Origin of the sequence: Cupriavidus taiwanensis (genome assembly GCF_900250075.1) — a bacterium.
Classification (GTDB): domain Bacteria; phylum Pseudomonadota; class Gammaproteobacteria; order Burkholderiales; family Burkholderiaceae; genus Cupriavidus; species Cupriavidus taiwanensis_C.
The window spans coordinates 210,569-233,952 of the sequence record NZ_LT977071.1 but is presented as its reverse complement, the minus strand read 5'-3'; the positions used below and the strand labels follow the sequence as shown (position 1 = coordinate 233,952).

Here is a 23,384-nt window from a genome sequence, read left to right as displayed (position 1 = left end):
TCGGCGTGTGATGCGGTCTTCATGGCATTACCTTCAGGTCGTTGACGAACTGCGTGGTGTAGGCACGCTTCCAGTCCAGATCGGCCTTGAGCAGACCCACCCCGACCATGAAATCACGCGTCTTGCGCCAGCGCGCGTCGGTCATGACGCCAATGCCCTGCGTGGCGGCGTCCCCGCCGGTGATCATGCGGAACTGCTTGAGCTTCTCCAGGCCATAGGCGAGCTGGTCGTCCTTCATGTTCGGGTTGTCACGCTTGATGAGCGCGTTGGCGGGCGCCGGGTCGGCCAGGTAGCTCTTCCAGCCTTCCATCGAGGCACGCACGAAACGGGCGACCAGATCCGGCTTTTCCCGCACGGTCTTATCCATCGTCACGATGGTGGTGCCGTAAGGCGGGTAGCCATCATCGGCAAACAGGAAGAAGCGCGCCTTCACGCCCGCCTTGTCGGCGCTGAACAGCTCGGACGACGCGTAGGCCTGCTGTGCGGCATTAGGATCGGCCAGGAATGGCTGGAGGTTGAAGGTGTAGACGCGCGACTGCGATTCATCGAGCTTGTACTTGGCCCGCAGCCACGGCCACCAGGTCGTGCGTCCGGAGGTGGAGACCAGGATGGTGCGAGTCTTCAGGTCCGCAAGGCTCTTCACGTCTGCATGCGTCATCATGCCTTGCGGGTCGGTCTGCATTGAGGCGCCGACCGTGACGACAGGCAGGCCCTGCTCGACGCTCTTGAGAACCTGCAGGTCATAGCCCATCAGGAAATCTGCCTGGCCGCTGGTCAGGATCTGCATGCCATTGACTTGCGGACCGCCCATGCGGATCTGCACATCGAGGCCGTATTTCTTGTAGAGGCCGGTGGCAACGGCCTGGTAGAAGCCGCCGTGTTCGGCCTGGGCGTACCAGGAGGTGAGGAAAACAACCTTGTCGAGTGCGAAGGCGCTGGCAGACCAGCAGGTGGAGGCAATGGCTGCCAACCCGAGCAGGCGGCGGAGCAAGAGGCGAGGTGTCATGGCGGGGCGATTTGAGCTGTCGTTCAACACGCCTGCGGTCGCGCCATGATGAGAGCCCGAGCGGTTCCATGGATGCCGGGCATGCGTCATGAAGGCACGGCCTCGGCCCGGACTACCGGACGCAGGCGCGGCTTTCAAGAGCAATTTCCGGTTGTCGCGCTGATCATCCGAAAAAGCCTTCGGGCTCCCGGCGCGACAGTGAACGCTTCTACTCTCGCCAGTACTTTCGCAACATCCATGCCATCCGCAGTGGTGCGCCGGGCGTGTCGATGTGTGCCGTGTCCTCTCTGTCGACACGCCGCCAGTGTGCATGGCACGCACGCTGGCGGTGCACCGTGAATTCCGCTGGTGCGCCTGCCGGGCAATCACCCCTCGCCTGACCGACCTCGCTGCCTGGCGTGAACCTTGCGTTGTCGCCGGCGAGAGTAGAAGCGTTCACCAGCTGCACAGGTTGTGCAGGCTGGCCGGGAATTGCTCTTGAAGTCGGAACAGGTTGGGCCGCCGCAACGGGCCTGGCTTGCTTGCCGTCGGAGCTTCAAGACTGTACCCGGATCGCTTGCTCGAGCTTCCGCGCGTTGCCTGCTGCTCCCGGTCCGACACCCATCGACCTTCTTTCGCACGGAGCACAAATGACTACGCTGACTGCCTCTCCATACACGCTGACCGAACTCAACAAGGAAGCCTGCATGGGCGGCCAGGGTTCCGAGACCCATACGCGTGAAATCCGCCGTATTGACCTGTCCGACTTCGAAGCGCGCCGCACGCAGATCACCGAAGCGCTGTGGGCAGCCGCCACCGACGTCGGTTTTTTCCAGCTCGTCAACCATGGCATTGACCTGGCGCAGGTGCAGGGAGCATTCGAGATGGCACAGCGCTTCTTCGCCCTGCCGGACGACGTCAAGGCGCAGTACCCCTTGCAGCGGGCACTGAACAGCGGCTGGGAGAGCAAGGCGCAGGTGCGCCCCTCCACGGGCACACACGACCAGAAAGAGTCTTACCAGATCACGCTGCCGCACATGGCGCCGCTGTGGCCGACCGAAGACGAGCTGCCGGCATTTCGTGCCGTCATGCTGGCGTTCGAGGCGCAATGCTGGCAGGTCGGCATGCGCGTGCTGTCTTGCTTCGCCGAGAAGCTCGGCTTCACGCGCGACTTCTTCACCCGCGCGCACGACCCGTCCCGACCTACCTACCAGAGCACGCTGCGGCTGCTGCACTATTTCCCGAGCGACCCCTCGTTGCCATCCGGACTGTGGCGCGCCGGCGCACACACCGATTTCGACTGCCTGACGCTGTTGTTCCAGCGCGCGGGGCAGGGCGGCCTGCAACTGTGTCCGGGCAAGGAGATGGATGGCCAGGAATGGACCAGCATAGAGCCGGCGGATGACATCATCACCTGCAATATTGGCGACATGCTGATGCGCTGGAGCGATGACCAGTTACCCTCCAATTTCCACCGCGTGCGCAACCCGCAGCCGCATGAATATCAGGGCTCGCGCTACAGCCTGGCATTCTTTTGCCAGGCCAACCGCGACGTGATGATCGAAAGCCCGTCCGGCAAGTACGCGCCAATCAGCGCGGAGGACTATCTGCGCCAGCGTGTAGCCGCCAACTTCCAGGCGACGATGTAAGGATCCGGGCAGACTTGAGCGGGTTCGATGGGGTCAAAGCCCCATCGATCGGGCCGAAGCAGTGCCGCCTGCCACGCCGCGTGAATTGAAATCTGCGATCAACGGGGAGTTCGCATATCGTGCCGGGAACCTCCATCCGTGCGGCCAAATATGGCGTCGCTGGTAGAGAGCTCACAGCGAAATCAGATGACCGATATGCTGCATCAACAGCTGCGCCATTGGTTCGTCGGCGTACAACCGGGCGGTGTAATGGCGCATGCTTTGTGGGCACGCCGTCGTCACTGGACAACCGGTGCGGGAGCTGCCGATGGCGTAAGGCGCGCTCCACGTCAACGGATCCCTTCCTCCTGCAACGCCTGCTTTACCGCAGGTCGTGCCCCGACCCTCGCCCGATACGCCTGCAGCGCAGGCCAGCGATCAAGCGACAGCTTGAAATGGTCCGGCCACCTCAGGATCGTGAACAGGTAGGCGTCCGCGACGCTGAACTCTCCCATCAGATAATCCTTGTCCGCGAGCTGCGGAGCCAGCCAGTCGAACCGCTGTGACAGGCGCGCCCACGTCGCCTCTTTCTGCTCCTGCGGCGTGCCGGGTTTCCAGAAGGGCCCGAAGCCCTTGTGCAGTTCGGACGAGATGAAGTTCAGCCATTCCTGCAAGCGATAGCGCTCAAGCGTACTGCACGCCGGGGCAAGTCCTTGTTCCGGAGCCTGGTCGGCGATGTACTGGACCACCACGGCCGCCTCGGTCAGCCGGTCGCCCTGATCGAGCTCCAGCGTCGGCACATAGCCCTTGGCGTTGATGGTCTTGTAGTCGGCGCCGCGCTCGGTTTTGTGCGGCTCGGCGCGCAGGTCGACGCGCTCGGTAGAGAAGGGAAGGCCGGTCTCGATGAGGGCGATATGTGCCGCCAGGGAACATGCGCCGGGAGCGTAGTAGAGCTTCATGATGGGTGCCTCCTTGGTAATGTGCGCCAGCTTGAGGACGTCAGGTGAGATTTAGCAATCGACATGCCCAAGCCGTTTCTCTGCGCCTGCTTGCCGAAGTCGGAAGCTCGCAATCACGGCGGCGCAGCGCTTCCCCTGCTCTCGGCGGCCGGTGCCTGCGCGCCGGAATGGATTGCAAGGCGCGTAACAGAAATTGCCACGCGGGCGCTCGCGGCCGCTGTTCCGCGCGCCGGCGCACGGGCCAGCCTTTGGGAACGTTCCTTGCAGCGGCGGTACTCCGACTGACCTCGCCGGAGGTGGCTCCGGCTTCATCTGGAGGACACCATGAAAGCGGTTGTATTTCACGGGATCGGCGACATCCGGCTCGATGATGTGCCGGAACCGGTGATCGAGCAGGGCACCGACGCCATCGTGCGCCTGACCGCCAGTGCCATCTGCGGCACCGACCTGCACTTCGTGCGCGGCACCATGGAAGGGCTGGCGCCGGGCACGGTGCTGGGCCACGAGGGCGTTGGCGTGGTCGAGTCTCTCGGCGACGGCGTGCGCAACCTCAACGTTGGCGACCGGGTGGTGATCCCGTCCACCATTGCCTGCGGCTATTGCTCGTACTGCCGCGCCGGCTACTACGCCCAGTGCGACAACGCCAACCCGCACGGCAAGCAGGCCGGCACCGCCTTCTATGGCGGGCCGGAGCAGACCGGACCGTTCCAGGGACTGCAGGCCGAGAAGGCCCGGGTGCCGTTCGCCCACGTCAACCTGGTCAAGCTGCCGGACAACATCAGCGACGAGCAGGCGATCATGCTCTCGGACATCTTTCCCACCGGCTATTTCGGCGCCGACCTCGCCGGCATCCGTCCTGGCCATACGGTGGCCGTGTTCGGCTGTGGCCCGGTGGGGCAGTTCGTGATCGCGTCGGCGAAGCTGATGGGCGCGGGCCGCATCTTTGCCGTGGATGCGGTGGCCGACCGGCTCGACATGGCGCGCGCGCAGGGCGCCGAGGTGGTGAATTTCGATGCCGAGGATCCCGTGCAGACCATCGTGGAGCTGACCGGTGGCATCGGCGTGGACCGGGCCATCGATGCCGTCGGCGTCGATGCCATGCATGCGCACCATGGTCCGGCGGCGCAGGATCCGTCCATCCCGGAAAGCGAGCAGGAGGCCGCCCGCCTGGCGCCGCATGCCCACCCCACCGAGCAGGGCAACTGGGTCCCGGGCGACGCGCCGGCGCAGGCGCTGGACTGGGCCATCCGCGCGCTGGCCAAGGCCGGCACGCTGTCGATCATCGGCGTGTATCCGCCCACCGACCGCAGCTTCCCGATCGGCGCGGCGATGAACAAGAACCTGACGGTGCGCATGGGCAACTGCAACCACCGCGCCTATATCCCGCGGCTGGTGGAACTGGTGCGCACCGGTGCGGTCGATCCGGCCGCCATCCTGACGCGGCGCGAGCCGATGACCTCGGCGATCGAAGCCTACCAGGCCTTCGACCAGCGTCAGCCTGGCTGGATCAAGGTCGAACTGCAGCCCGGGTCGGTCCACTAGCCGTGGGAACCCGGCCGAGCATCTGACATGGCATGCCGCCGTCGGGAGCGGCGACATGCGGCCAGGCGCGCCTACTTGCGCTGCATGTCGATGACGGTCGGCTTGCCGTCGATCTTGTCGAAGGTGACGGAAACCGCGTCGCCCTCCTTGAAATTCCTCAGCGAGGCGCGGTCCTTGACCGGGAACGCCATGGTCATGGCGGACATGCCGAGGTTCTCGATGGGGCCGTGCTTGAGCGTCACCTTGCCGGCCGACGCATCGATCTTCCTGATCTCGGCTGGCACAGGCTGGGAAGCCTGCTTTGACGCCGCGGGTGCCCTGCTGTCCATGCCGTGCATGTTGTGGCTGTCCATGGATCCCGCTGCGAATGCGGTGGAGGCGGTCGAGGCGGCGACGATGGTGAGCGCGAGTGCGAGAGTCTTGCCGGGTTTCATTGCGATTCGTCCTGAAGTGGAGAGTGGGTAGGGACTGGGGGAACTCGGGTCTGCCGTCGGCGCATCAGCCAATACACCGCCGGCACGACGAACAGGGACAGCAATGGGGCAGTCACCATGCCGCCGACCATCGGTGCGGCAATGCGCTGCATCACTTCCGAGCCCGTGCCATGCGACCACATGATGGGGATCAGGCCGCCGAGGATTACCGCGACCGTCATGGCCTTGGGGCGCACGCGCTGCACCGCTCCTTCCTGGATCGCGTCGAGAAGTGCCGACTGCGTGGTTTCGCCACGGTTTTCGCGTTCATTCCAGGCTTGTTTCAGATAGAGCAGCATGATGACACCGAATTCCGCCGCCACGCCGGCCAGCGCAATGAAGCCGACGACGCCAGCCACGGAGAGGTTATAGCCCAGCAGATAGAGCAGCCAGAAGCCGCCGATCAGCGAAAGGGGCAGCGTGCCCATGATCAGCAGCGCCTCATCCAGGCGGCCGAAAACCATGTAAAGCAGCACAAAGATGATCAGCAGCGTGAACGGCACCACCAGCTTGAGCTTGGCCGTGGCCCGTTCCAGGTACTCGAATTGTCCTGACCAGCTCAGCGCATACCCCGCCGTCATCGGCACCGTCTTTGCCACGACGGCCTGCATCTCGCGCACGGCTGAACGGAGATCCCGTCCGCGAATGTCGACATAGATCCAGCCGGACAAGCGTGCATTCTCGCTGCGCAACATCGGCGGGCCTTGCACGACCTCGATGCGCGCCACGTCCGCAAGCGTGATCTGCAGACCCTTGTCGGTGACGATGGGCAGGGCGCGCAATTGCTCGATGGAATCACGATAGTCGCGCGGATAGCGGACGTTGATCGGAAAGCGCGCCAGCCCGTCGACCACATCACCGACATTCTCGCCCCCGATCGCGGATGACACGATACTCTGCACGTCCTCGATGTTGAGACCGTACCGGCCAGCAGCTCCGCGGTCGATATCCACATCGATATAGCGGCCGCCGGTGAGACGTTCGGCAAGCGCCGAGGTAACTCCCGGTACCGTCCTGACCGCCTCTTCTATCCTTGTGGCGAGCCTGTCGATCTCTTTCAGGTCCGTGCCGGCCACCTTGATGCCGACCGGGCTCTTGATCCCCGTGGCGAGCATGTCGATGCGATTGCGTATCGGTGGCACCCAGACGTTCGACAAGCCAGGCACCCTGACCACGCGATCCAGTTCCTCCACCAGCTTGTCGGTCGTCATGCCCGCGCGCCACTGGTCCCGCGGTTTGAACTGGATGGTGGTCTCGAACATCTCGATGGGCGCCGGGTCGGTGGCGGTATCGGCGCGGCCGGCCTTGCCGAATACTGTCGCCACCTCGGGCACGGTCTTGATGAGCCGATCGGTCTGCTGCAACAGCTGCGCTGCCTTGCCGGCGGATAGGCCCGGCAGCGCCGACGGCATGTACAGCAGGTCCCCCTCGTCGAGCGGCGGCATGAACTCGCCGCCGATGCGCATCACGGGCCAGGCGGTTGCCGCCAGCAGCAGTACCGCGATCGCAATGGTGGTCTTGGGGTACGCCAGTACTCTGGCAAGCAAGGGCTGGTAGCCGCGGATCAGCCAGCGGCTGAGCGGATTGGCCTGTTCCGATGGAATCCTGCCGCGAATCATGTAGCCCGTCAGGACGGGCACCAGCGTGACCGACAGGCCGGCCGCAGCCGCCATGGAATAGGTCTTGGTAAACGCCAGCGGCGAGAACAGCCGCCCCTCCTGCGCCTCCAGCGTGAATACGGGAATGAACGAGAGCGTGATGATCAGCAGCGAAAAGAACAGGGCCGGGCCCACTTCCGCCGCGGACTCGCCAGTGACGCGCCAACGCTCCTGTGCGCTCAATGGTCGTTCGGGATGGTCGGCGTGCCAGCGTTCCAGGTGCTTGTGGGCGTTCTCGATCATCACCACCGCCGCATCGACCATTGCGCCAATGGCGATGGCGATACCGCCAAGCGACATGATGTTGGCGTTCACGCCCTGGTAGCGCATCACCAGGAACGCGGCCAGCACGCCGAGCGGCAGCGAGACGATGGCGACCAGCGCGGACCGCAGGTGGAACAGGAACACCAGGCACACCAGCGCCACCACGATGAATTCCTCGATCAGCTTGCCAGTCAGGTTATCCACCGCACGCTGGATCAGCGCTGAGCGATCATAGGTCGTCACCACCTCCACGCCCTTGGGCAGGCTCGTTTGCAAGGAGGCGAGCCTGGCCTTGACCGCGTCGATGGTCTCCAGCGCATTCTTTCCGGAGCGCATCACGATGACGCCGCCCGCGACTTCGCCCTGGCCGTCGAGTTCCGCCATGCCGCGCCGCATTTCCGGGCCGAGCTGAATCGTGGCGACGTCTCCCAGCCGTACCGGGATGCCGGCCTCGCTGGTGAGCAGCGGGATCTGGCGGAAGTCATCGAGCGTCTTCAGGTAGCCGCTGGCGCGCACCATGTATTCGGCTTCGCCCAGCTCCAGCACCGATCCGCCGGTCTCCTGGTTCGCCCCCTTGAGCGCCGCCAGCACCTTGGCCTGCGACAGGTTATAGGCCCGCAGCCGGTCCGGCATCAGGACAATCTGGTACTGCCTGACCATGCCGCCCAGCGACGCGACCTCGGCCACATTGGGCAGCGACTTGAGCTCGAAGCGCAGGAACCAGTCCTGCAACGCACGCAACTGGCCGAGGTCGTGCTGCCCGGTCCGGTCGACCAGGGCGTACTCGTAGATCCAGCCTACGCCGGTCGCGTCCGGGCCCAGGGCCGGTCTGGCAGCGGCGGGCAGCCGGGATTGCACCTGGTTCAGGTATTCCAGCACGCGCGAGCGCGCCCAGTAGAGATCGGTGCCATCCTCGAACAACACATAGACATAGGAGTCACCGAAGAACGAATAGCCGCGCACGGTCCTGGCCCCGGGCACGGACAGCATCGTCGTGGTAAGGGGATAGGTGACCTGGTTTTCGACGATCTGCGGGGCCTGGCCGGGAAACGGCGTGCGGATGATCACCTGCACGTCGGACAGGTCTGGCAGCGCGTCGAGCGGCGTGCTGCGCGCGGCCCACAAGCCCCACGCGGTCAGCACGACCGTGGCCAGCAGCACCAGGAAGCGGTTGCGGATCGAAGCCAGGATAAGCCGCGCGATCATGGCCGGCCTCCCGGGGCAGAAGCTGCGCGTTCCACCGATGACAACGTCGCCGCACCGTCGCGGTCGAGTTGAAAGCGAAAGCGGATACGGTCGCCGGGCTTGAATCCTTGCGGCATGCCGGCAGCGGGTGCGGCAAAGTCCATGGTCATGGCCCCCCAACTGGCCGACGGGATCGGCCCGTGGGAAATCGTCATGCTTTGCGCGCTGACCGCCTCCACGCGTCCGGTGCCTTCGTGCTCCGGGCCTGCGGCGGCGGTTGCCGGCGCGGCTGGTGCTGCGGTCATGCGCTGCGTGGCACCGCGCAGGCTGGCTTCGGAGTCGAGCAGGAACTGGCCGGAGACCACTACCTTTTGTCCGGACTCGAGGCCCTCGAGCACTTCGGTCTGTCCGCCGGAAGCTGCGCCAGTCTTGACCTCGACCGGGCTATACCCGCCGGGACCGGTTTCCACCATGACGATGGTGCGCGTGCCGGTGCGGATCAGCGACTCGGTCGGGACCAGCAGCCGGTCCGTGCCAGCTGCGGCCTCGAAGCGGGCCGTCACGAACATGCCTGGCAACAGCTGACGGCCCTTGTTCTGCAGTTCGATCCGCACCCTGACAGTACGGGTGCCGGGGTTGATGTCGGGCAGGATAGCGTCGATCTTGCCGGGCAGCGCTTGTCCAGGCAGGGCGGCCGCGAGCGCGGACACCGCCTGTCCGGGCCGTAGCCGCGAGACATAGGTCTCCGGCACCTCGGCCAGTACCCATACCGTCGCCAGGCTGGCAAGGCGAAAGAGCGTCGTGCCGGGGGAGACCGTCATGCCGTCGCGCGCGCCGACCTCGGTGACGATCCCATCCACCGGACTGGTGATGGCAAGCCGCGGCTGCAGCCTGCCGGTGTCCTGCACCAGGCGGATGTGGCTGTCGGTCATGCCGGCCTGCCGCATGCGGGCCATCGCGGCTTCGCGCAAATCGCCCTGCAGGGTTGCGCCCATGCGGACCACCGCCAGGTATTCCTCTTGCGCAGTGACCCATTCCGGCGAATAGATCTGTGCCAGCGGCTGGCCTTTGCGCACCGGATCCAGCGTCGTCCTGGCATACGCGTGCTCGACGAACCCGCTGGTACGGGCCTGCAGCACTTCGATGCCGCGCTCGTCGATCGCAACATTGCCCGGAACTTCGAACGCGGAGGCCAGCCGGCCCGTCTTGACCTCGGCCGTGCGAACGCCAAGGTTCTGCGCCACGCGGCTGTCAACGGTGACGGTCGCGCTGCCACCCGCTTCCTCGTACACGGGCGACAACGGCATATCCATGAAGGGCGACTTGCCGGGTTTGTCGAAGCGCTGGCCCGGCACCATCGGATCATGCCAGTAGAGGATGCGCTTGCCCGTGCCCGGATCGATATCGCCGGCCTTCAGGTTCGCCGCCCCGGTGCCGCTGGCCGGCGTGTCCGACGCGGCGATCTGCCGGCGCCCCTGTTGATGGCCGAGATAATAGGCAGCGCCAGCGCTCGCCAGCACGAGCAGAACCACCAGGGTCCGTGCCATCGCGGTTTGCTTCATGGTTGGGCTCCTTGCGGCGGCATGGCTTGCGCGGCGGTCGGTAACGGCATCAGGAACGTGAGCTCGGCCCAGAGCCTGGCGGTCGCTGCCTCCAGCCGGAGCCGATCGAGCGACAGCTCGAGCGCCTTGCGGCTGGCCTCCGCCACGGCGGCCAGGCTGCCGGCGCCAGTGCGATAGGCGCTCAGGGCCGCCTCGGTTTGTGCCTTCGCCAGCGGCAACGTGGCATTGCGATAGCGCTCCAGGCGGGTCTGGCTGAGTTGCAGTTCGGCCTGCTTGCCGCGCAGCTGTCCAATCAGGCCACGGCGTACCGATTCGGCTTGCGCCCGCGCAGCGTTGGCCTGCGCCAGCCTGGCGGCCAGTTCGCGGTCCTGGCGATGTTCCTGGTCCCAAGGTAGCGGCAGCGAGACGTTCAGCGACACCATGTTCGAGTAGGCGGGGCCGCGCTGGCTGTACATCAGCTCGACGCTGACATCCGGCACCTTGTTCTCGCGCGCCACGCGGCTCTCGGCCTCGGCCACGCCGGCTTGGGCCTGCGCGGCAGCGAGGTCTGGCAGCTGCGCGGCGCCGGCGGCATCCAGGGTATCGAGCCAGGCCGGAGCATCGAGCGCGGGACGCTCGGCCAGCGGCAACGCTGCCGCATCGCCGACCCACCGGCGCAACATCGCCCGGGACGAGGCGACCGCGGCGCGGGCTTCGTCTTCGCGATCCTGCAGTTGCTGCGATTCGATCCGGGCGGCCAGGATCTCGGCGCGTGAGCCGCGGTTGCCGCGATAGGCGGCCTGTGCCGCATCGATCAACAGCTTGATCGATTGCGCCTGTTCGGCGAGCAGCTCGTGCGCGCGTTCCGCATACCAGCGCTCCAGCCACGCCGTGGCGGTGCCGCGTTGCACGTTGGCCAGCGCCACCATACGTTGCGCCTCGGCCGACGACGCCTCGGCCTCGAAGCGCTCCGCGCGGGCCTGGCGCTTCGCCGGGCGTGTGAATTCCTGCATGAGGCTGATCGACCTCATGGTCATCGAATCGGTCCCCAGCGAGAACCGGTCCGGGCCATTCGCCGGGACGTTGTTGACGCCGACCTTCAGGACCGGGTCCGGCATCTGCCTGCCGGCCACAGCCATCTCGATGGCTGACTGGACTGCCGAGCGCGAGGTCTCGGCATCGGCCGAACGCGCCGCGGCGAGCGCGAGCGCTTCCTGCAGGGAAAGGGCTGGCGCGGACTCCGCCCATGCCGGATGGATCACGGCAAGCAGCGTGAGCGCGAGCGCCAGCCGGCGCCCGCACTTGGTGGATAAGTGCAAATGCATAAAGCCTCCGCAAAGCAACGACGACCCTGGAGCCGATGGCTCAGGGCACGACAACAGGCGTTGCTGCGGAGGCTACGTTCGGAAACAGCAGTGAAGGATGGGGAGGGGGCGTGGCGGCGCCCGGGGAATCGCATCGCGGGGAGCGGCCAGGCGATGTGCCATGACCGGTATCGGCGCGGGCACCACGACATTGACCAGCACCGGATGGAAGGCGGGAATCTGAGGCGTGGCATGGTCGGCCGACTTCGAGCCGAACTGGCAATGCTCCTGGCATAGCCCGTCATGTACGCCTGGCCCGGCGTGTTCCATTGCCATGTCGGGGCAGGCTTCAGTCATGCCCGCCATCTCTTCCGTCGCGCTCAGCGAATACCGGCTGCCCTCGCACGCATACGCCGCCGCTGCCAGTTGCACTGTCAGGAAAGCGCTCAGCAGGAAGGCGGCAAGCCAGAGCCGACGAATAGTAGTACGCACTTGAGATACCTGGGTTGCCGGAATGGTAGCAGCGTTTGACTGCGTGCGGCATAAGCCGGTTGGAGGAGCTTGTCGTCCGTCTGTTCCATCATCGCCGCGTGGCCCCTGGCGCCGTCGACGCCAGCGAAGACCCGACCGACAACGCTCGTTGCACCTTACCGGGATGTAATGGTTGCGTAACGTCCTGGTGAGGGACGGCCCCGTACCCTGGACCGGTACGGCCGCTGGTTTTCGCCCTGGTCGCCCTTGACCTTACTACCATGGGAAGGCCTAAGCTGCCGTCTTTGGGCGCGAGGGCGGACTTCCCAGTGATGGCAGGCCCAACAACCAAGGGAACCAGGATGAACAGGACGAGCAGCGACCGCGATGCCAAGATGCCTGGACGCCACGGTGGCGCACAGGGTGACCACGCCCATCATCACGAGCATGCGCATCACCATGTTCATGCTCATGAGCAATCCGGCACCGGGACCGAGCCAGCCCCGGCGCAGCCTCCCGCCGAGGGCACGATCTATACCTGCCCGATGCATCCGGAAATCCGCCAGGACCATCCGGGCAACTGCCCGAAATGCGGCATGACGCTGGAACCGTTGATGCCGGAACTCGATGAGGATGAAAACCCGGAACTGGCGGACTTCCGTCGCCGCTTCTGGTGGACGCTTCCGCTGACCGGAGTGGTGTTCGTACTGGCGATGTTCGGGCATCGCCTTGGCTGGATGGACCTGTCGACGCAGGGCCGGGTCGAGCTTGCCTTGTCGACGCCGGTGGTGCTGTGGGCAGGGTGGCCGTTCTTCGTCCGGTGTTTCCAGTCGATCGTCAACCGCAGTCCCAACATGTGGACGTTGATCGGGATCGGCACTGGCGCCGCCTATCTCTACAGCGTCGTTGCGACCGTCATTCCGGCCGCCTTTCCGCAGGAGTTTGCCGAGCATGGCCGCATCGGCGTCTACTTCGAGGCTGCGGCAGTGATCATCTCCCTCACTTTGCTGGGACAGCTGCTTGAACTGAAGGCCCGCTCCCAGACCTCGGCCGCCATCAAATCGCTGCTGGGGCTGGCGCCCAAGACGGCGAGACGCATCGGTCCCGGCGGCATCGAGGAAGACGTACCCCTGGCCCATGTGCATGTTGGCGACCTGCTGCGCGTGCGGCCCGGCGAGAAGGTGCCGGTCGACGGGGTCGTGACGGAAGGCACCAGCGCCGTCGACGAGTCGATGATCACCGGCGAGCCGATTCCTACCACCAAGCGCGCCGGCGACCGTGTCATCGGCGCCACCATGAACACATCGGGCAGCCTGGTGATCCAGTCCGAAAAGGTCGGCTCGCAGACCGTGCTGTCGCAGATTGTCCAGATGGTTGCGCAGGCGCAGCGCTCGAAGGCGCCGATGCAGCGCTTGGCGGACAAGGTTGCCGGCGTCTTCGTCGTCGGCGTCATCGGCATCGCGGTGCTGACCTTGGTCGCGTGGGGACTGTTCGGTCCCGAGCCGGGTTGGGTGTTCGGCCTGATCAATGCCGTCGCGGTGCTGATCATCGCCTGTCCTTGCGCGCTGGGCCTGGCCACACCGATGTCGATCATGGTGGCAAGCGGCAAGGGGGCGTCCGGGGGCGTGCTGTTCCGCGACGCCGCGGCAATCGAAAACCTGCGCAAGGTCGATACCCTGATTGTGGACAAGACCGGGACGCTCACCGAGGGCAGGCCGGTATTCGAGCGCGCGATCGGCGCCAATGGCTTTACCGAGGAAGACGTGCTGCGGTTGGCAGCCAGCCTGGATCAAGGCAGCGAACACCCACTGGCGGCGGCGATCGTCGAAGCCGCCCGTAGTCGAGGCCTGCGGCTGGACAAGCCGGAAAGCTTCGAGTCGAGTTCGGGCATTGGGGTAAGGGGCGCGTTGGCAGGCAGCAAGATTGCGATCGGAAACACCGCGCTCATGGAAGCCGAGGGCGTGGCCACCGAAGCACTGGTAGCGCAGGCGGACACATTGCGTGCGCAAGGCGCCAGCGTCATGTATCTCGCGGTCGACAGCAAGCTTGCAGGCCTGCTCGCCGTCTCCGACCCGGTCAAAATCACCACGCCCGAGGCGCTGGAGCGTCTTCGTGAAGAAGGCATCCGTGTCGTCATGGCCACTGGCGACGGCATCGCAACCGCCAGAGCGGTGGCCGCAAAACTTGGCGTGGACGAATTCCATGGCGAGGTCAAGCCGGCCGACAAGCTGGAACTTGTCAAATCCCTGCAGCAGTCCGGCGCGGTGGTCGCCATGGCCGGCGACGGCATCAATGACGCGCCGGCGCTGGCGCAGGCGGATGTCGGTATCGCCATGGGAACCGGCACCGATGTCGCGATGAACAGCGCCCAGGTCACGCTGGTCAAAGGGGATTTGCGCGGCATCGCCCGCGCCCGGCAACTCTCGCACGCGACCATTCGGAACATGAAGCAGAATCTCGGTTTTGCGTTCATTTACAACGCCCTCGGCGTGCCGCTGGCGGCCGGCGCGCTGTATCCCGCGACGGGCCTGTTGCTGTCGCCGATGATCGCGGCGCTGGCGATGAGCCTGAGTTCGGCCTCGGTCATTGCCAATGCGCTGCGTCTCAGGGGCGCTGCTTCGTAAGGCGGATGCGCATGGATACGGGGTAACCTTCTTTATTTTTCAGGAGTCAGGTGTAGTCGATGAGGCATATTGGTGCAGGGGCGACATGAACAAATCAGGCAAGCCACGCTGGCGGATCGTGGTGCTGCTGGTGCTTGGCGCGGCGATTGCCGCCGCCGTTGCACTGCAGACCAGGCGGTACCTCGATACGCCATCCGATGCCGGCAAGACAGGCGATATACGGAAGCTGCGCATCGATGCTACCGACGCGGCCAGCGTCGCGCAGGGTCGCAAGATCTACGCACAGCAATGCGCCGCATGCCATGGCGCCAAGCTGGAGGGCCAGCCCAACTGGCGCGAGCGGCTGCCGAACGGCCGCATGCCGGCACCGCCGCATGATGCTTCCGGCCATACCTGGCATCATCCCGACGCGGTGCTGTTTGCGATTACCAAGAATGGGCTGGTAGCCGGGGTCACGGCTCCGCAGGGGTATGTCAGCGATATGCCGGCCTTTGGGCAATCGCTGTCCGACCAGGACATCGTTGCCGTGCTGGCGTATATCAAAAGTACCTGGCCGCAGAAAATGGCTGCGGCGCAGCGGGAGGTGACGGAAGCGCATGCCGTGCGCAAGCAGGGCGCTGCGCAGTAATCGCATATACCCGCCCTCAGCTCGAAGCTTCCCGTTGGCGCGGCGACGGGAGCTACCTGCCCATGGGCACGGGCGGCTGAACCAAAGTCTGATCCTTTTGGGCATTTTTTCGACCTGATTTAGTCTAGAAATGAGCACCGGCTGGACCTAAAGTGGAGGCTCCCAACCACCTGATGAGAGCCCTCCATGACGCAGGAAATCACCCGGACCAATGCAGTCATCGAATGCATCTTGAGCCGCAGCGCGGCCAAGTACTACGATCCCGCCGCCGCCCTGAGCGACGACGAAATCCGCGCGCTGGTACGAATCGGCACCAGCGCGCCGACATCCTTCCACATGCAGAACTGGCGCTTCATCGCCGTACGTTCCGCCGAGGCCAAGGCACGGCTCAGTCCGATCGCCTGGAACCAGCCCCCGATCACCGAAGCTGCCGTGACTTTCATCGTCTGTGGTCAGCTGGCCGATTCGAGCGTAATACCGGATCGCCTGGCGCCGCTGGTGGAGGCGGGCGTCATGCCGGCGGAGATGGTGCCGGAATGGGAAATCCCCGCACGCGACCTGTACATGGACTATCCGCAGCGCCAGCGTGACGAGGCCGTACGCAGCGGCACCTTCGGCGCGGCGGCAATGATCTACGCCGCCCGCTCGCTAGGCCTGGGTTCGACGCCGATGATTGGCTTCGATGCCGAAGCGGTACACCGCGAGTTCGGACTGGCGGGGAATGAAGTGCCCGTCATGCTGTTGTCCGTAGGCGCAGAGCGCAACGGAAACTGGCCGCAGAAGCCGCGCCTCCCGGTGGCCGAGGTGCTGGACCTGGTATAGGCGGCCCGCGGCCGCACATGGATTTTCCCAAACTAGTGAAGTCAGATAACTCAGAGAGACTACGATGCCAAGAACTGTTGCCCTGAAGCCGGAACAAGTGCCGGCCGATTCGAAACCGACCCTCGACGCGTTCACCAAAAGCATCGGATTCACGCCGAACATGATGGCGACCTTCGCCCAAAGTCCGATCGCGTTCAACGCATGGGCCACGCTGCTGGGTTCCCTGAGCAAGGCGCTCGACGTGAAGACGCGTGACAGCATCGGCCTCGCCGTGTCCGAAGTGAACGGCTGCAATTACTGCCTGGCGGTTCACAGCTTTACCGCCGAGCATATGGCCAGGCTGGCGCCGGATGAGATCATTCTCGCCCGGCAAGGGCATGCCAACGATCCGAAGCGTGACGCCGCGGTCCGGTTTGCGCGCAAAGTCATCGAGACCCGCGGCAACGTCACTGACGCCGACTTCCAGACCGTCCGCGAGGCTGGTTACACGGATGCGCACATCATGGAAATCGTCGCGCTGGTTGCCATGTATTCGCTGACTAACTTCATCAATAACGTGTTTGATCCCGACAAGGACTTTCCTGCCGTTGCGCCGGCCGGCTCGGTCTGACGCGATCCGCTCGCATCGATGCGCCTCAGGTCGATGCGAGCGCCATGCCCCAAGCCCGGCGGTACCGGGAACGATTCCCGGGATACTGAAAAGCCAGCGAAAAACCGCTGTACGTTTGCCATAAGATGCGTGATCGTTCAGGTTCCCGAGATCCTATGTCCCAGGTCGACTGGCTGAGCCAACTGCTGGAAATAATCACCGTCACCGGGCGGCTGGAGGTCCGTTGCGTCTATGGTGCGCCATGGCGGGTAGCCTGGCCTCAGTCCGCGGCCCACGAGATCCCCTACCACGTCGTACTCAAGGGCCGGGCGATCGTCGAGAACCCGCAGACGCAGACGACCCGGGAACTGGTGGCAGGAGATATCGTGCTATTGCCTCACGGGTCGGCCCACGTACTGCACGATGGCAGTGGGCAGCAGCCGGGGCGTACCCACAATCGCCACGGTGCTGCAGGATGGATGCTCAGCCAGAATGATGGCCCGGGCGAGCAGCTGGACCTGTTATGCGGGCGATTTCTCATCGAGCCGCCGCATGATCGGCTGATTCGCAGTTATCTGCCCACGGACCTGGTGGTACGTGCGATGGGCAACCATCGCGAAGAGGCCTCGGCATCCGCTTCGCATCACCTCGCCGGCCTGCTGGAGCTGATGCGCATGGAGGCGACCGGCGACAAACTGGGCGGATGCGCGATGCTCAACGCGCTTACCTCGGCGCTGTTCACATTGGTGCTGCGCGCCGCCAGCGAATCCGCGCAGGCCCCCGCAGGCTTGTTGGCGCTTGTCGGTCATCCACGTCTGGCTCCGGCCATTTCCGCCATGTTCGCCGATCCGGCGCGGCCCTGGACCTTGCGGGATCTGGCCGACTTGTGCAGCATGTCGCGCGCCACCTTCATGCGGCACTTCCAGGACAAGCTGGGACGCTCAGCCATCGAATTGCTGACCGATATCAGGATGAGCCTGGCCGCCAACGCGCTGAAGAAACCGGCGATGACCACAGAGGCCGTGGCGGATTCGGTCGGGTATCGGTCCGTGGCTGCATTCCGGCGGGCGTTCACTGAAACGATGGGAATGACGCCGGGGCAATGGCGCCGTGTGGCTCGCGAAACGGATAACGCCTCTGCATGATGGCCCGGTTTGAAGAATAGAAGACCCGTCGCCGGCGCGACGAGACTTATTGCTTCCGCGACCCGCCATCAATAATCCCATTGCACCGGCACGAACCGGAAGCTTTCTCCGTGCTTTGCAACATGCCCGATCGACGGGAACGCAACATGAGCCGCGGCCAGCAGGGCGCCGGTTGCCGCAGCCTCGTTGAGCAGCGCGATACGCACGTCCGTGGCCGCTTCGGGATCGTGCTCGAATCCATTCTGCCAGTCGGGCCGCTCGAAGCCGACCTCGAAGATCGCGTCGCCGACGAATGTCAGTTTCTCGCCGTTCGAAGCCACGTCCACGACGCAGTGCCCCGGCGTGTGCCCGCCCGTCACGCGCGCCGACACCCCCGCTGCGATTTCCACGGTCTGGTCGAATTGCACGATGTTCTCGCTGTAGAGTTGCGCAAACTTTGCCGCCGCCTTGCGGAGCGCGGGAGGTACCGCTTCCGGCATCACCGTCCTGCTGAAGTCCGGGTTTTTCCAGAACTCCACTTCCGCGGCCGCTACGTGAATGCGCACGTCCGGGCGCAGCCTGGCCTTGACGCCATCGACGTTCAGCCCGCCGACGTGGTCCATATGCATATGCGTGATCACGATATCGGTGATCGCGGCCAGGTCGATGCCTGCCGATTCCAGGCGCATTACCGACCGGCCAGCGCGCGTGAAGTACTCGAAGCCGTCGCCCACGCCCGAGTCGATCAGGATCAGGCGTTCGCCGCTGCGCACCAGCGCGATATTCAGCGCCCAGTCGAACGTGTCGCGTTGCAGGAAGCAGCCATCGCACCAGGCGTTGCGGTCGGCCTGGCTTACGTTGGTGGACATGGTCGAGGTCGGCAGCGGCAGAATGCCATCGCTGATCAGCACGACATCGACGTCACCCACGCGCACGGCGTAGCGCGAGGGCACGAGTTCGCCGGCACCATCCTTGCCAAGGTTGGCGGTAACCGGCTGCACATTGCGGATTGTTTCGCTCATCATCGGGAGTCCTGTCAATCGGTGGGAAAACCGCACTGGGCGGCAGGCGTGTTCCGCTGTGTTGCGCGGACATCCTTCTCGACCGTCGCGCATTCCGTGCGACCATCGTTGCAACCGATTCTAGGCAGGGGGAGCGATTGCCAGTAGCGTCGCGATGGCCTTCAGTATGTTGAGCGAAGGGCAACAATTGGCGCAGGACGGGCGATGAGCGGGGCGTGAGTGACAGGGTTTGCAGCCAGGTTGCCTGGTTAGAGGCTCAGGGCCGCAACATCGGATAAACGACCAGGCCGATCAACGCGGCAGCGGTGATGATGACCGGCTCAGGCAGCTTTTTGAACTTCAGCAAAAGTGCGACCGTGGCCAGCGCCAGCAACAGGGTGGGGCCATCGACGATCGAGCGTTTGGCCAGCACGATCACGGCCCCGGTAATCGCGCCAATCGCCGCCGCCGTGACGCCGTCGACAAAGGCGAGGATGGCGGGAAGCTTCCCGTATTTCTTGAAGTAGGGGGCCGGCAGTACCGTGAACAGGTAGCAAGGCAGGAAGGTAGCCAATGCCGCCACACAGGCCCCCGGCAGTCCGGCCACCAGGTAGCCGATGAATCCCACCGTGATGACCACGGGGCCGGGAGTGATCATGGCCACGGCCACCGCATCGACGAATTGCTTTTCGTTGAGCCAGTGGTATTCCGTTACCACGCCGCCGTAGAGAAACGGCACGATCGCAAGACCCGAGCCGAATACAAAGGCGCCCGCCTTGGCAAAGAACACGCCAAGCTGTGACAGCAGCGGCCAGTCGAGCGCGCTGAAAAGCCCGCTTGCGGCCGGCATCTGCGTGGCCGCCAGCGCATTGGCGCCGCTTTGGCGCAGCCACTTCGGGGGAGCGCGCCAGAACCAGACCAGTACGCCGGCGGCGAGAAACAGCCAGGCGATTTCGGATTCGGTGATGACGGTCACGGTAGCCAGCGTCAGGTAGACCGCCCACAACAGCTTGTCGCGGCCCACGCTCTTGGCGGTCAGCTTGTATGCGCTGATGGCAATGATGCCGATAACGGCGGCACCCACCCCATAGAACACGGACTGCATCCAGGTGAGGCCGCCAAAACGGACATAAGCCCAGCCCAATCCCAGCACCATGAGAAAGGACGGCAGCACGAATGCCAGGCCGACCAGCGTTGCACCCCGGATGCGGTAATGCACGTAGCCGAGATAGATGGCCAACTGGGCCGCCAACGGGCCTGGCGCCAGTTGCGCCAGCGCGAGGCCTTCCTTGTAGTCGCCATCGGTAATCCAGCCACGCCGCTCCACCAGGTCGCGGTGCATATAGCCGGCCAGTGCTACCGGGCCGCCGAAGCCAAGGGTTCCCAGGCGGAGAAAATAGGCGACCAGCTGCCAGAGGGTATAGGCGGGACGGTCAGGGCCTTGCTGTGGTGCCATGGTCTTGTAGGGATCGATTCAGGGTCTTTGGTTGGCTGAAAAATGCGCGTAGAGCGAATCCAGCACCGAGCTGATTTCCGCCAGCAACGCGTCGTCATCCTGCAGCCGCGCTCGCGCGCCGGCCAGCATGGCTTCGAAGCCACTGGCCTCCGGCACCGAGATGCCGCCGATATCCAGTGCATGGATCATTCTGGCAAGCCGGCCGAGTACCCGGTTAGCCTCGAGTCCAAAACTGGCCAGCAGCACTTCGAAGGAAACGCGATCGCCCACATGCGTAAACGTCGCTCCGTCGAAGTCGAAGCCCAGTGCATCGTCCGGGCAATCGGCGGGGCTTTCCAGCCAGAGGAACCGTGCATGGGGATCGATGAAGCGCCGTATCAGCCAGGCGCTGGCCACGCGGTCCGCCCACAGATGGCGGCGCGTGGCCCAGCGCCGCCCCTGATATTGCGCGGCATCCCGGCGCGGGATCGTACGGGTGAGCGGCTGGGGCTCGCCCGGCGACTGGATTGCCTCGATGGTCCGGCTGAAATCATTCCATCCCGCTTCTGCGCGGCGCGACGCCTCATTCGGAAAGAAGTCGATCCGGCGGATCGCTTCATAGGCGCGCTCGTGGCGGCGCAGCAGTCGATTCAGTTCAGCGCTGTTATGGTCGGAGAGCCCATCAAGCGCTTCGGCCAGCGCAGCCTGCAGTTCGTCATAGTCAGCGCCGCGGTCGAACAAGGCGCGGAACGCGATCTCGTCGTCCGGAGTTCCGGCACTGACTTGCAGAAGCCAGGCTTGTCCGTTTTCCTGCCGGGTTTCGTCAGCAAGCTGGCGCAACTGGCCGACCTGTTCCACGCCCGCGGGCAAAAGATAGGCCCCGTCACGCAGCGCGGCGCACCCCATACTCTTGATCGCACGCCAGATCCGCATGCGCGCGGTGGCGCCTGACGTGGGAAGCGTGACGATCAGCAGCGCCCAGGATTGAGTGATTGCGGTCATGGGCGCATGGTAGAAGCCTATAACGCCTATTTCAACGTTGTAGAGATCTCTACAGTGGGAAGCCTTTCAGGTCACTTCAGAGGTATGGGACGAGTGTTCGCCACACCAAACTCGTATGGTGAATTGCGGTCGGGGCAGCGAGGGAAAGACCTGCCCAATCTGTTCAGTCCGTTTTCACCACCAAAGAGGCAGAGGGGGACCGGGCTCAGCCGGTCCATCAGCTACGCGCTGGTCGAGCGCCATGGCGGCCACATTACCGAGTAAAGCACGGTCGGGCAGGGCGGCGAATTTAACGTCTCGCTACGCGAACACGGATCCGCGGTAAGGGAAGAGTCGGATGACGGGGTGTCATAACGACTCAGCCTCAGGCTGCAAAGCTTCGGCCATCTGATCCACCTGCATCTTGATCATCGCCAGCAGGCAATGGACGCCGTGGCATCCCTCGGACCGTTCGCTTTCCACTTCCAGCAGCGACAGGACGCTACCCAGGCCGGCCTGGATCCGGTCGAGGGCTTCCAGGGTTTCCGCGGGAATGCCGACGAAGATGGTTTCGTGCTGCGGATGGGTTTTCTCTTGCATTGCGTTCTCCTGAAGAAGGTTGGGAGACCCGCCTGATGCAAACAGTAGAGGTGGCGGGCCTGGCAGCGGGGGTCGAAATACCGGATCACCAACGAAGCCCGGCCAGCCTTTCGGCTGCCCCGCTCGGCCCGCCATAGTGAAACGACGCGCGCGTGCGTGTGGAGATGGTCGCCGGAGCGACCATCCGTTGATGATATTCGGGTTTCGACTCCCGATCACCGTTGTTTCGGTGATGGCCCTAGTTTTTGCCTTTTCAGTGGGGATGGCGATCAGACGATTCGCAATTTTAGGGCGGGGAAGGGAATCACCGGCAACCCCCAGTACGAACATGACGCGCAAATATGTGCCCATGGTTGGCGCGGGAGATGCCCACGCGCCTGGCCATCTCCACCGTGCCAAGACCTTGAGCCTTTCGCAGGCGTTTGATGCGGTCGCCGAGTTGCCGGAGCAAATGGCGCTCAAGGACGGAAGTGGTATCGGTAAAAGCTGGCATATGTCCAGTATTCTGGGCAAAACCTGCTTTTTTGAATAGGATAATGAACCAGAGGGAAGCCCGCTGCAGAGAAGCCCCGCTGCAATCCTGACAGCGCAATGCGCCGCGTGGCCGGGATCTCCAAAGTCGGACATCAATCGTAGGCTTGTCCATCCCCCTCTGCCCGCGCTGATCGTAACGCTCGCTCCCATGATCGGCATCGCCGCGTAATCGCTGATACCTGCCCCGTATTCGGTCGAGTACAGTTCCGACGAACAAATGGCCCGTCGCCGGCGCGACGGGCGTCATTGCTGCGGGACCGTCAATCAGTATTCCATTGCACCGGCACGAACCGGATGCCTGCGCCGTGTTCTGCAACATGCACGGTCGACGGGAACGCGCCCTGCGGCGTGTCGGTTGGGGCCGGGCAGCACCGTGAAGCCTGGGTGTCATAACGACTCAGCCTCAGGCTGCAAAGCCTCGGCCATCTGATCCACCTGCATCTTGATCATCGCCAGCAGGCAATGAACGCCGTGGCATCCCTCGGACCGTTCGCTTTCCACTTCCAGCAGCGACAGGACGCTGCCCAGGCCGGCCTGGATTCGGTCGAGGGATTCCAGAGTTTCCGCGGGAATGCCGACGAAGATGGTTTCGTGCTTCGGATGGGTTTTCTCTTGCATTGCGTTCTCCTGAAGAAGGTTGGGAGACCCGCCTGATGCAAACGGTAGAGGGTGGCGGGCCTGACAGCGGGGGTCACAAACCGGTTCATCAACGAAGCCCGGCCAGCCTTTCGGCTGCCCCGCCCGGCCCGCCATAGTGGAACGACGCGCGCGTGCGTGTGGAGATGGTCGCCGGAGCGACCATCCGTTGATGATAAACGGGTTGTGACGCCCGATCACCGTTGTTTCGGTGATGCCCTAGTTTTTGCCTTTTCAGTGGGGATGGCGATCAGACGATTCGCAATTTTTCTTTGGGGGCGTCGGGACGCGGGGCCGCGGGGCAGGTCGGTTGAAACTGCAGCCGGTCTCGGCCTTCGGCATCTCCCGTTGCGGGCGGCTTGCGCCAGAGACGCCTCTCGACCCTGAGCCGTCGGTCGTC

The 23,384-nt window shown here is 64.5% G+C and carries 19 protein-coding genes and 1 pseudogene; 7 read left to right on the top strand and 13 right to left on the bottom strand.

What is annotated here, in order from left to right; all coding sequences use genetic code 11:
* Positions 1-19 precede the first annotated feature (19 nt).
* Positions 20-1,006, bottom strand: a complete 987-nt coding sequence (locus CBM2588_RS17455) for an ABC transporter substrate-binding protein (protein ID WP_115681693.1) — start codon at positions 1,004-1,006, stop codon at positions 20-22.
* 629 nt (positions 1,007-1,635) lie between these two features.
* Between CBM2588_RS17455 and CBM2588_RS17450 the strand changes: the two genes are divergently transcribed.
* Positions 1,636-2,634, top strand: coding sequence for an isopenicillin N synthase family dioxygenase (locus CBM2588_RS17450; protein WP_115681692.1), 999 nt, complete (start codon positions 1,636-1,638; stop codon positions 2,632-2,634).
* Positions 2,635-2,963: 329 nt separating this feature from the next.
* Here the strand turns inward: CBM2588_RS17450 and gstA are convergent, their stop codons facing one another.
* Complete coding sequence (gstA, locus tag CBM2588_RS17445) at positions 2,964-3,572, bottom strand: glutathione transferase GstA (protein WP_115681691.1); 609 nt, start codon at positions 3,570-3,572, stop codon at positions 2,964-2,966.
* A 324-nt stretch (positions 3,573-3,896) separates the two neighbouring features.
* Between gstA and CBM2588_RS17440 the strand changes: the two genes are divergently transcribed.
* Entirely contained in the window at positions 3,897-5,114 is a 1,218-nt protein-coding gene (locus tag CBM2588_RS17440) for a zinc-dependent alcohol dehydrogenase (protein WP_115681690.1), read from the top strand.
* Positions 5,115-5,185: 71 nt separating this feature from the next.
* On the opposite strand, the gene CBM2588_RS17435 is transcribed toward CBM2588_RS17440, so the two are convergent.
* The 5 genes from CBM2588_RS17435 to CBM2588_RS17415 form a co-directional block, all read right to left on the bottom strand.
* Positions 5,186-5,548 (bottom strand): copper-binding protein, encoded by a 363-nt coding sequence (locus CBM2588_RS17435; RefSeq protein ID WP_115681689.1) that lies wholly within the window; start codon positions 5,546-5,548, stop codon positions 5,186-5,188.
* Entirely contained in the window at positions 5,545-8,715 is a 3,171-nt protein-coding gene (locus tag CBM2588_RS17430) for an efflux RND transporter permease subunit (protein WP_115681688.1), read from the bottom strand. The genes CBM2588_RS17435 and CBM2588_RS17430 overlap by 4 nt, the downstream gene beginning before the upstream one ends.
* Positions 8,712-10,256, bottom strand: coding sequence for an efflux RND transporter periplasmic adaptor subunit (locus tag CBM2588_RS17425; RefSeq protein WP_115681687.1), 1,545 nt, complete (start codon positions 10,254-10,256; stop codon positions 8,712-8,714). Before CBM2588_RS17425 ends, CBM2588_RS17430 begins: the two co-directional genes overlap by 4 nt.
* Positions 10,253-11,560 (bottom strand): TolC family protein, encoded by a 1,308-nt coding sequence (locus CBM2588_RS17420; RefSeq protein ID WP_115681686.1) that lies wholly within the window; start codon positions 11,558-11,560, stop codon positions 10,253-10,255. The genes CBM2588_RS17425 and CBM2588_RS17420 overlap by 4 nt, the downstream gene beginning before the upstream one ends.
* Positions 11,561-11,632: 72 nt before the next feature.
* Positions 11,633-12,031, bottom strand: coding sequence for a copper resistance protein (locus CBM2588_RS17415; protein ID WP_115681685.1), 399 nt, complete (start codon positions 12,029-12,031; stop codon positions 11,633-11,635).
* Positions 12,032-12,372: 341 nt separating this feature from the next.
* On the opposite strand from CBM2588_RS17415, the gene CBM2588_RS17410 reads away from it, so the two are divergent.
* The 5 genes from CBM2588_RS17410 (at position 12,373) to CBM2588_RS17390 (ending at position 17,818) form a co-directional block, all read left to right on the top strand.
* The gene (locus CBM2588_RS17410) at positions 12,373-14,634 is read left to right on the top strand and encodes a copper-transporting P-type ATPase (RefSeq protein WP_269462424.1); all 2,262 of its coding nucleotides are present in this window, start codon (positions 12,373-12,375) and stop codon (positions 14,632-14,634) included.
* An 85-nt stretch (positions 14,635-14,719) separates the two neighbouring features.
* Positions 14,720-15,262, top strand: coding sequence for a c-type cytochrome (locus tag CBM2588_RS17405; RefSeq protein WP_115681683.1), 543 nt, complete (start codon positions 14,720-14,722; stop codon positions 15,260-15,262).
* Positions 15,263-15,448: 186 nt separating this feature from the next.
* Positions 15,449-16,084 carry a nitroreductase family protein gene (locus CBM2588_RS17400; protein ID WP_115681682.1) on the top strand — a complete coding sequence of 212 codons (636 nt, stop codon included), beginning with the start codon at positions 15,449-15,451 and terminating at the stop codon, positions 16,082-16,084.
* Between the two features lie 64 nt (positions 16,085-16,148).
* Positions 16,149-16,694 carry a carboxymuconolactone decarboxylase family protein gene (locus CBM2588_RS17395; RefSeq protein WP_115681681.1) on the top strand — a complete coding sequence of 182 codons (546 nt, stop codon included), beginning with the start codon at positions 16,149-16,151 and terminating at the stop codon, positions 16,692-16,694.
* Between the two features lie 155 nt (positions 16,695-16,849).
* The gene (locus CBM2588_RS17390) at positions 16,850-17,818 is read left to right on the top strand and encodes an AraC family transcriptional regulator (protein ID WP_115681680.1); all 969 of its coding nucleotides are present in this window, start codon (positions 16,850-16,852) and stop codon (positions 17,816-17,818) included.
* Between the two features lie 68 nt (positions 17,819-17,886).
* Here CBM2588_RS17390 and CBM2588_RS17385 read toward each other — a convergent pair whose 3' ends face one another.
* The 6 genes and pseudogenes from CBM2588_RS17385 to CBM2588_RS17360 form a co-directional block, all read right to left on the bottom strand.
* On the bottom strand, positions 17,887-18,819 hold the full coding sequence (locus CBM2588_RS17385) for an MBL fold metallo-hydrolase (protein WP_115683636.1): 933 nt from the start codon (positions 18,817-18,819) through the stop codon (positions 17,887-17,889).
* 256 nt (positions 18,820-19,075) lie between these two features.
* On the bottom strand, positions 19,076-20,254 hold the full coding sequence (locus CBM2588_RS17380; protein ID WP_115681679.1) for a chromate transporter: 1,179 nt from the start codon (positions 20,252-20,254) through the stop codon (positions 19,076-19,078).
* Positions 20,255-20,272: 18 nt separating this feature from the next.
* Positions 20,273-21,235: a chromate resistance protein ChrB domain-containing protein gene (locus tag CBM2588_RS17375; protein ID WP_115681678.1), complete on the bottom strand. Its 963-nt coding sequence runs from the start codon at positions 21,233-21,235 to the stop codon at positions 20,273-20,275.
* 348 nt (positions 21,236-21,583) lie between these two features.
* On the bottom strand, positions 21,584-21,814 hold the full coding sequence (locus CBM2588_RS17370) for a DUF1484 family protein (RefSeq protein WP_115683635.1): 231 nt from the start codon (positions 21,812-21,814) through the stop codon (positions 21,584-21,586).
* 303 nt (positions 21,815-22,117) lie between these two features.
* Positions 22,118-22,307: pseudogene (locus tag CBM2588_RS31490) on the bottom strand (helix-turn-helix transcriptional regulator); the annotation flags it as partial.
* A 428-nt stretch (positions 22,308-22,735) separates the two neighbouring features.
* Positions 22,736-22,966 (bottom strand): DUF1484 family protein, encoded by a 231-nt coding sequence (locus tag CBM2588_RS17360; protein WP_115681677.1) that lies wholly within the window; start codon positions 22,964-22,966, stop codon positions 22,736-22,738.
* Positions 22,967-23,384: the final 418 nt, after the last annotated feature.

Coding starts and splice junctions, on each gene's coding strand:
- CBM2588_RS17425 (WP_115681687.1), bottom strand. CDS start 10,256: ATGAAGCAAACCGCGATGGCACGGACCCTGGTGGTTCTGCTCGTGCTG.
- CBM2588_RS17455 (WP_115681693.1), bottom strand. CDS start 1,006: ATGACACCTCGCCTCTTGCTCCGCCGCCTGCTCGGGTTGGCAGCCATT.
- CBM2588_RS17395 (WP_115681681.1), top strand. CDS start 16,149: ATGCCAAGAACTGTTGCCCTGAAGCCGGAACAAGTGCCGGCCGATTCG.
- CBM2588_RS17370 (WP_115683635.1), bottom strand. CDS start 21,814: ATGCAAGAGAAAACCCATCCGCAGCACGAAACCATCTTCGTCGGCATT.
- CBM2588_RS17405 (WP_115681683.1), top strand. CDS start 14,720: ATGAACAAATCAGGCAAGCCACGCTGGCGGATCGTGGTGCTGCTGGTG.
- CBM2588_RS17375 (WP_115681678.1), bottom strand. CDS start 21,235: ATGACCGCAATCACTCAATCCTGGGCGCTGCTGATCGTCACGCTTCCC.
- CBM2588_RS17440 (WP_115681690.1), top strand. CDS start 3,897: ATGAAAGCGGTTGTATTTCACGGGATCGGCGACATCCGGCTCGATGAT.
- CBM2588_RS17410 (WP_269462424.1), top strand. CDS start 12,373: ATGAACAGGACGAGCAGCGACCGCGATGCCAAGATGCCTGGACGCCAC.
- gstA (WP_115681691.1), bottom strand. CDS start 3,572: ATGAAGCTCTACTACGCTCCCGGCGCATGTTCCCTGGCGGCACATATC.
- CBM2588_RS17430 (WP_115681688.1), bottom strand. CDS start 8,715: ATGATCGCGCGGCTTATCCTGGCTTCGATCCGCAACCGCTTCCTGGTG.
- CBM2588_RS17400 (WP_115681682.1), top strand. CDS start 15,449: ATGACGCAGGAAATCACCCGGACCAATGCAGTCATCGAATGCATCTTG.
- CBM2588_RS17360 (WP_115681677.1), bottom strand. CDS start 22,966: ATGCAAGAGAAAACCCATCCGAAGCACGAAACCATCTTCGTCGGCATT.
- CBM2588_RS17380 (WP_115681679.1), bottom strand. CDS start 20,254: ATGGCACCACAGCAAGGCCCTGACCGTCCCGCCTATACCCTCTGGCAG.
- CBM2588_RS17435 (WP_115681689.1), bottom strand. CDS start 5,548: ATGAAACCCGGCAAGACTCTCGCACTCGCGCTCACCATCGTCGCCGCC.
- CBM2588_RS17420 (WP_115681686.1), bottom strand. CDS start 11,560: ATGCATTTGCACTTATCCACCAAGTGCGGGCGCCGGCTGGCGCTCGCG.
- CBM2588_RS17450 (WP_115681692.1), top strand. CDS start 1,636: ATGACTACGCTGACTGCCTCTCCATACACGCTGACCGAACTCAACAAG.
- CBM2588_RS17385 (WP_115683636.1), bottom strand. CDS start 18,819: ATGAGCGAAACAATCCGCAATGTGCAGCCGGTTACCGCCAACCTTGGC.
- CBM2588_RS17390 (WP_115681680.1), top strand. CDS start 16,850: ATGTCCCAGGTCGACTGGCTGAGCCAACTGCTGGAAATAATCACCGTC.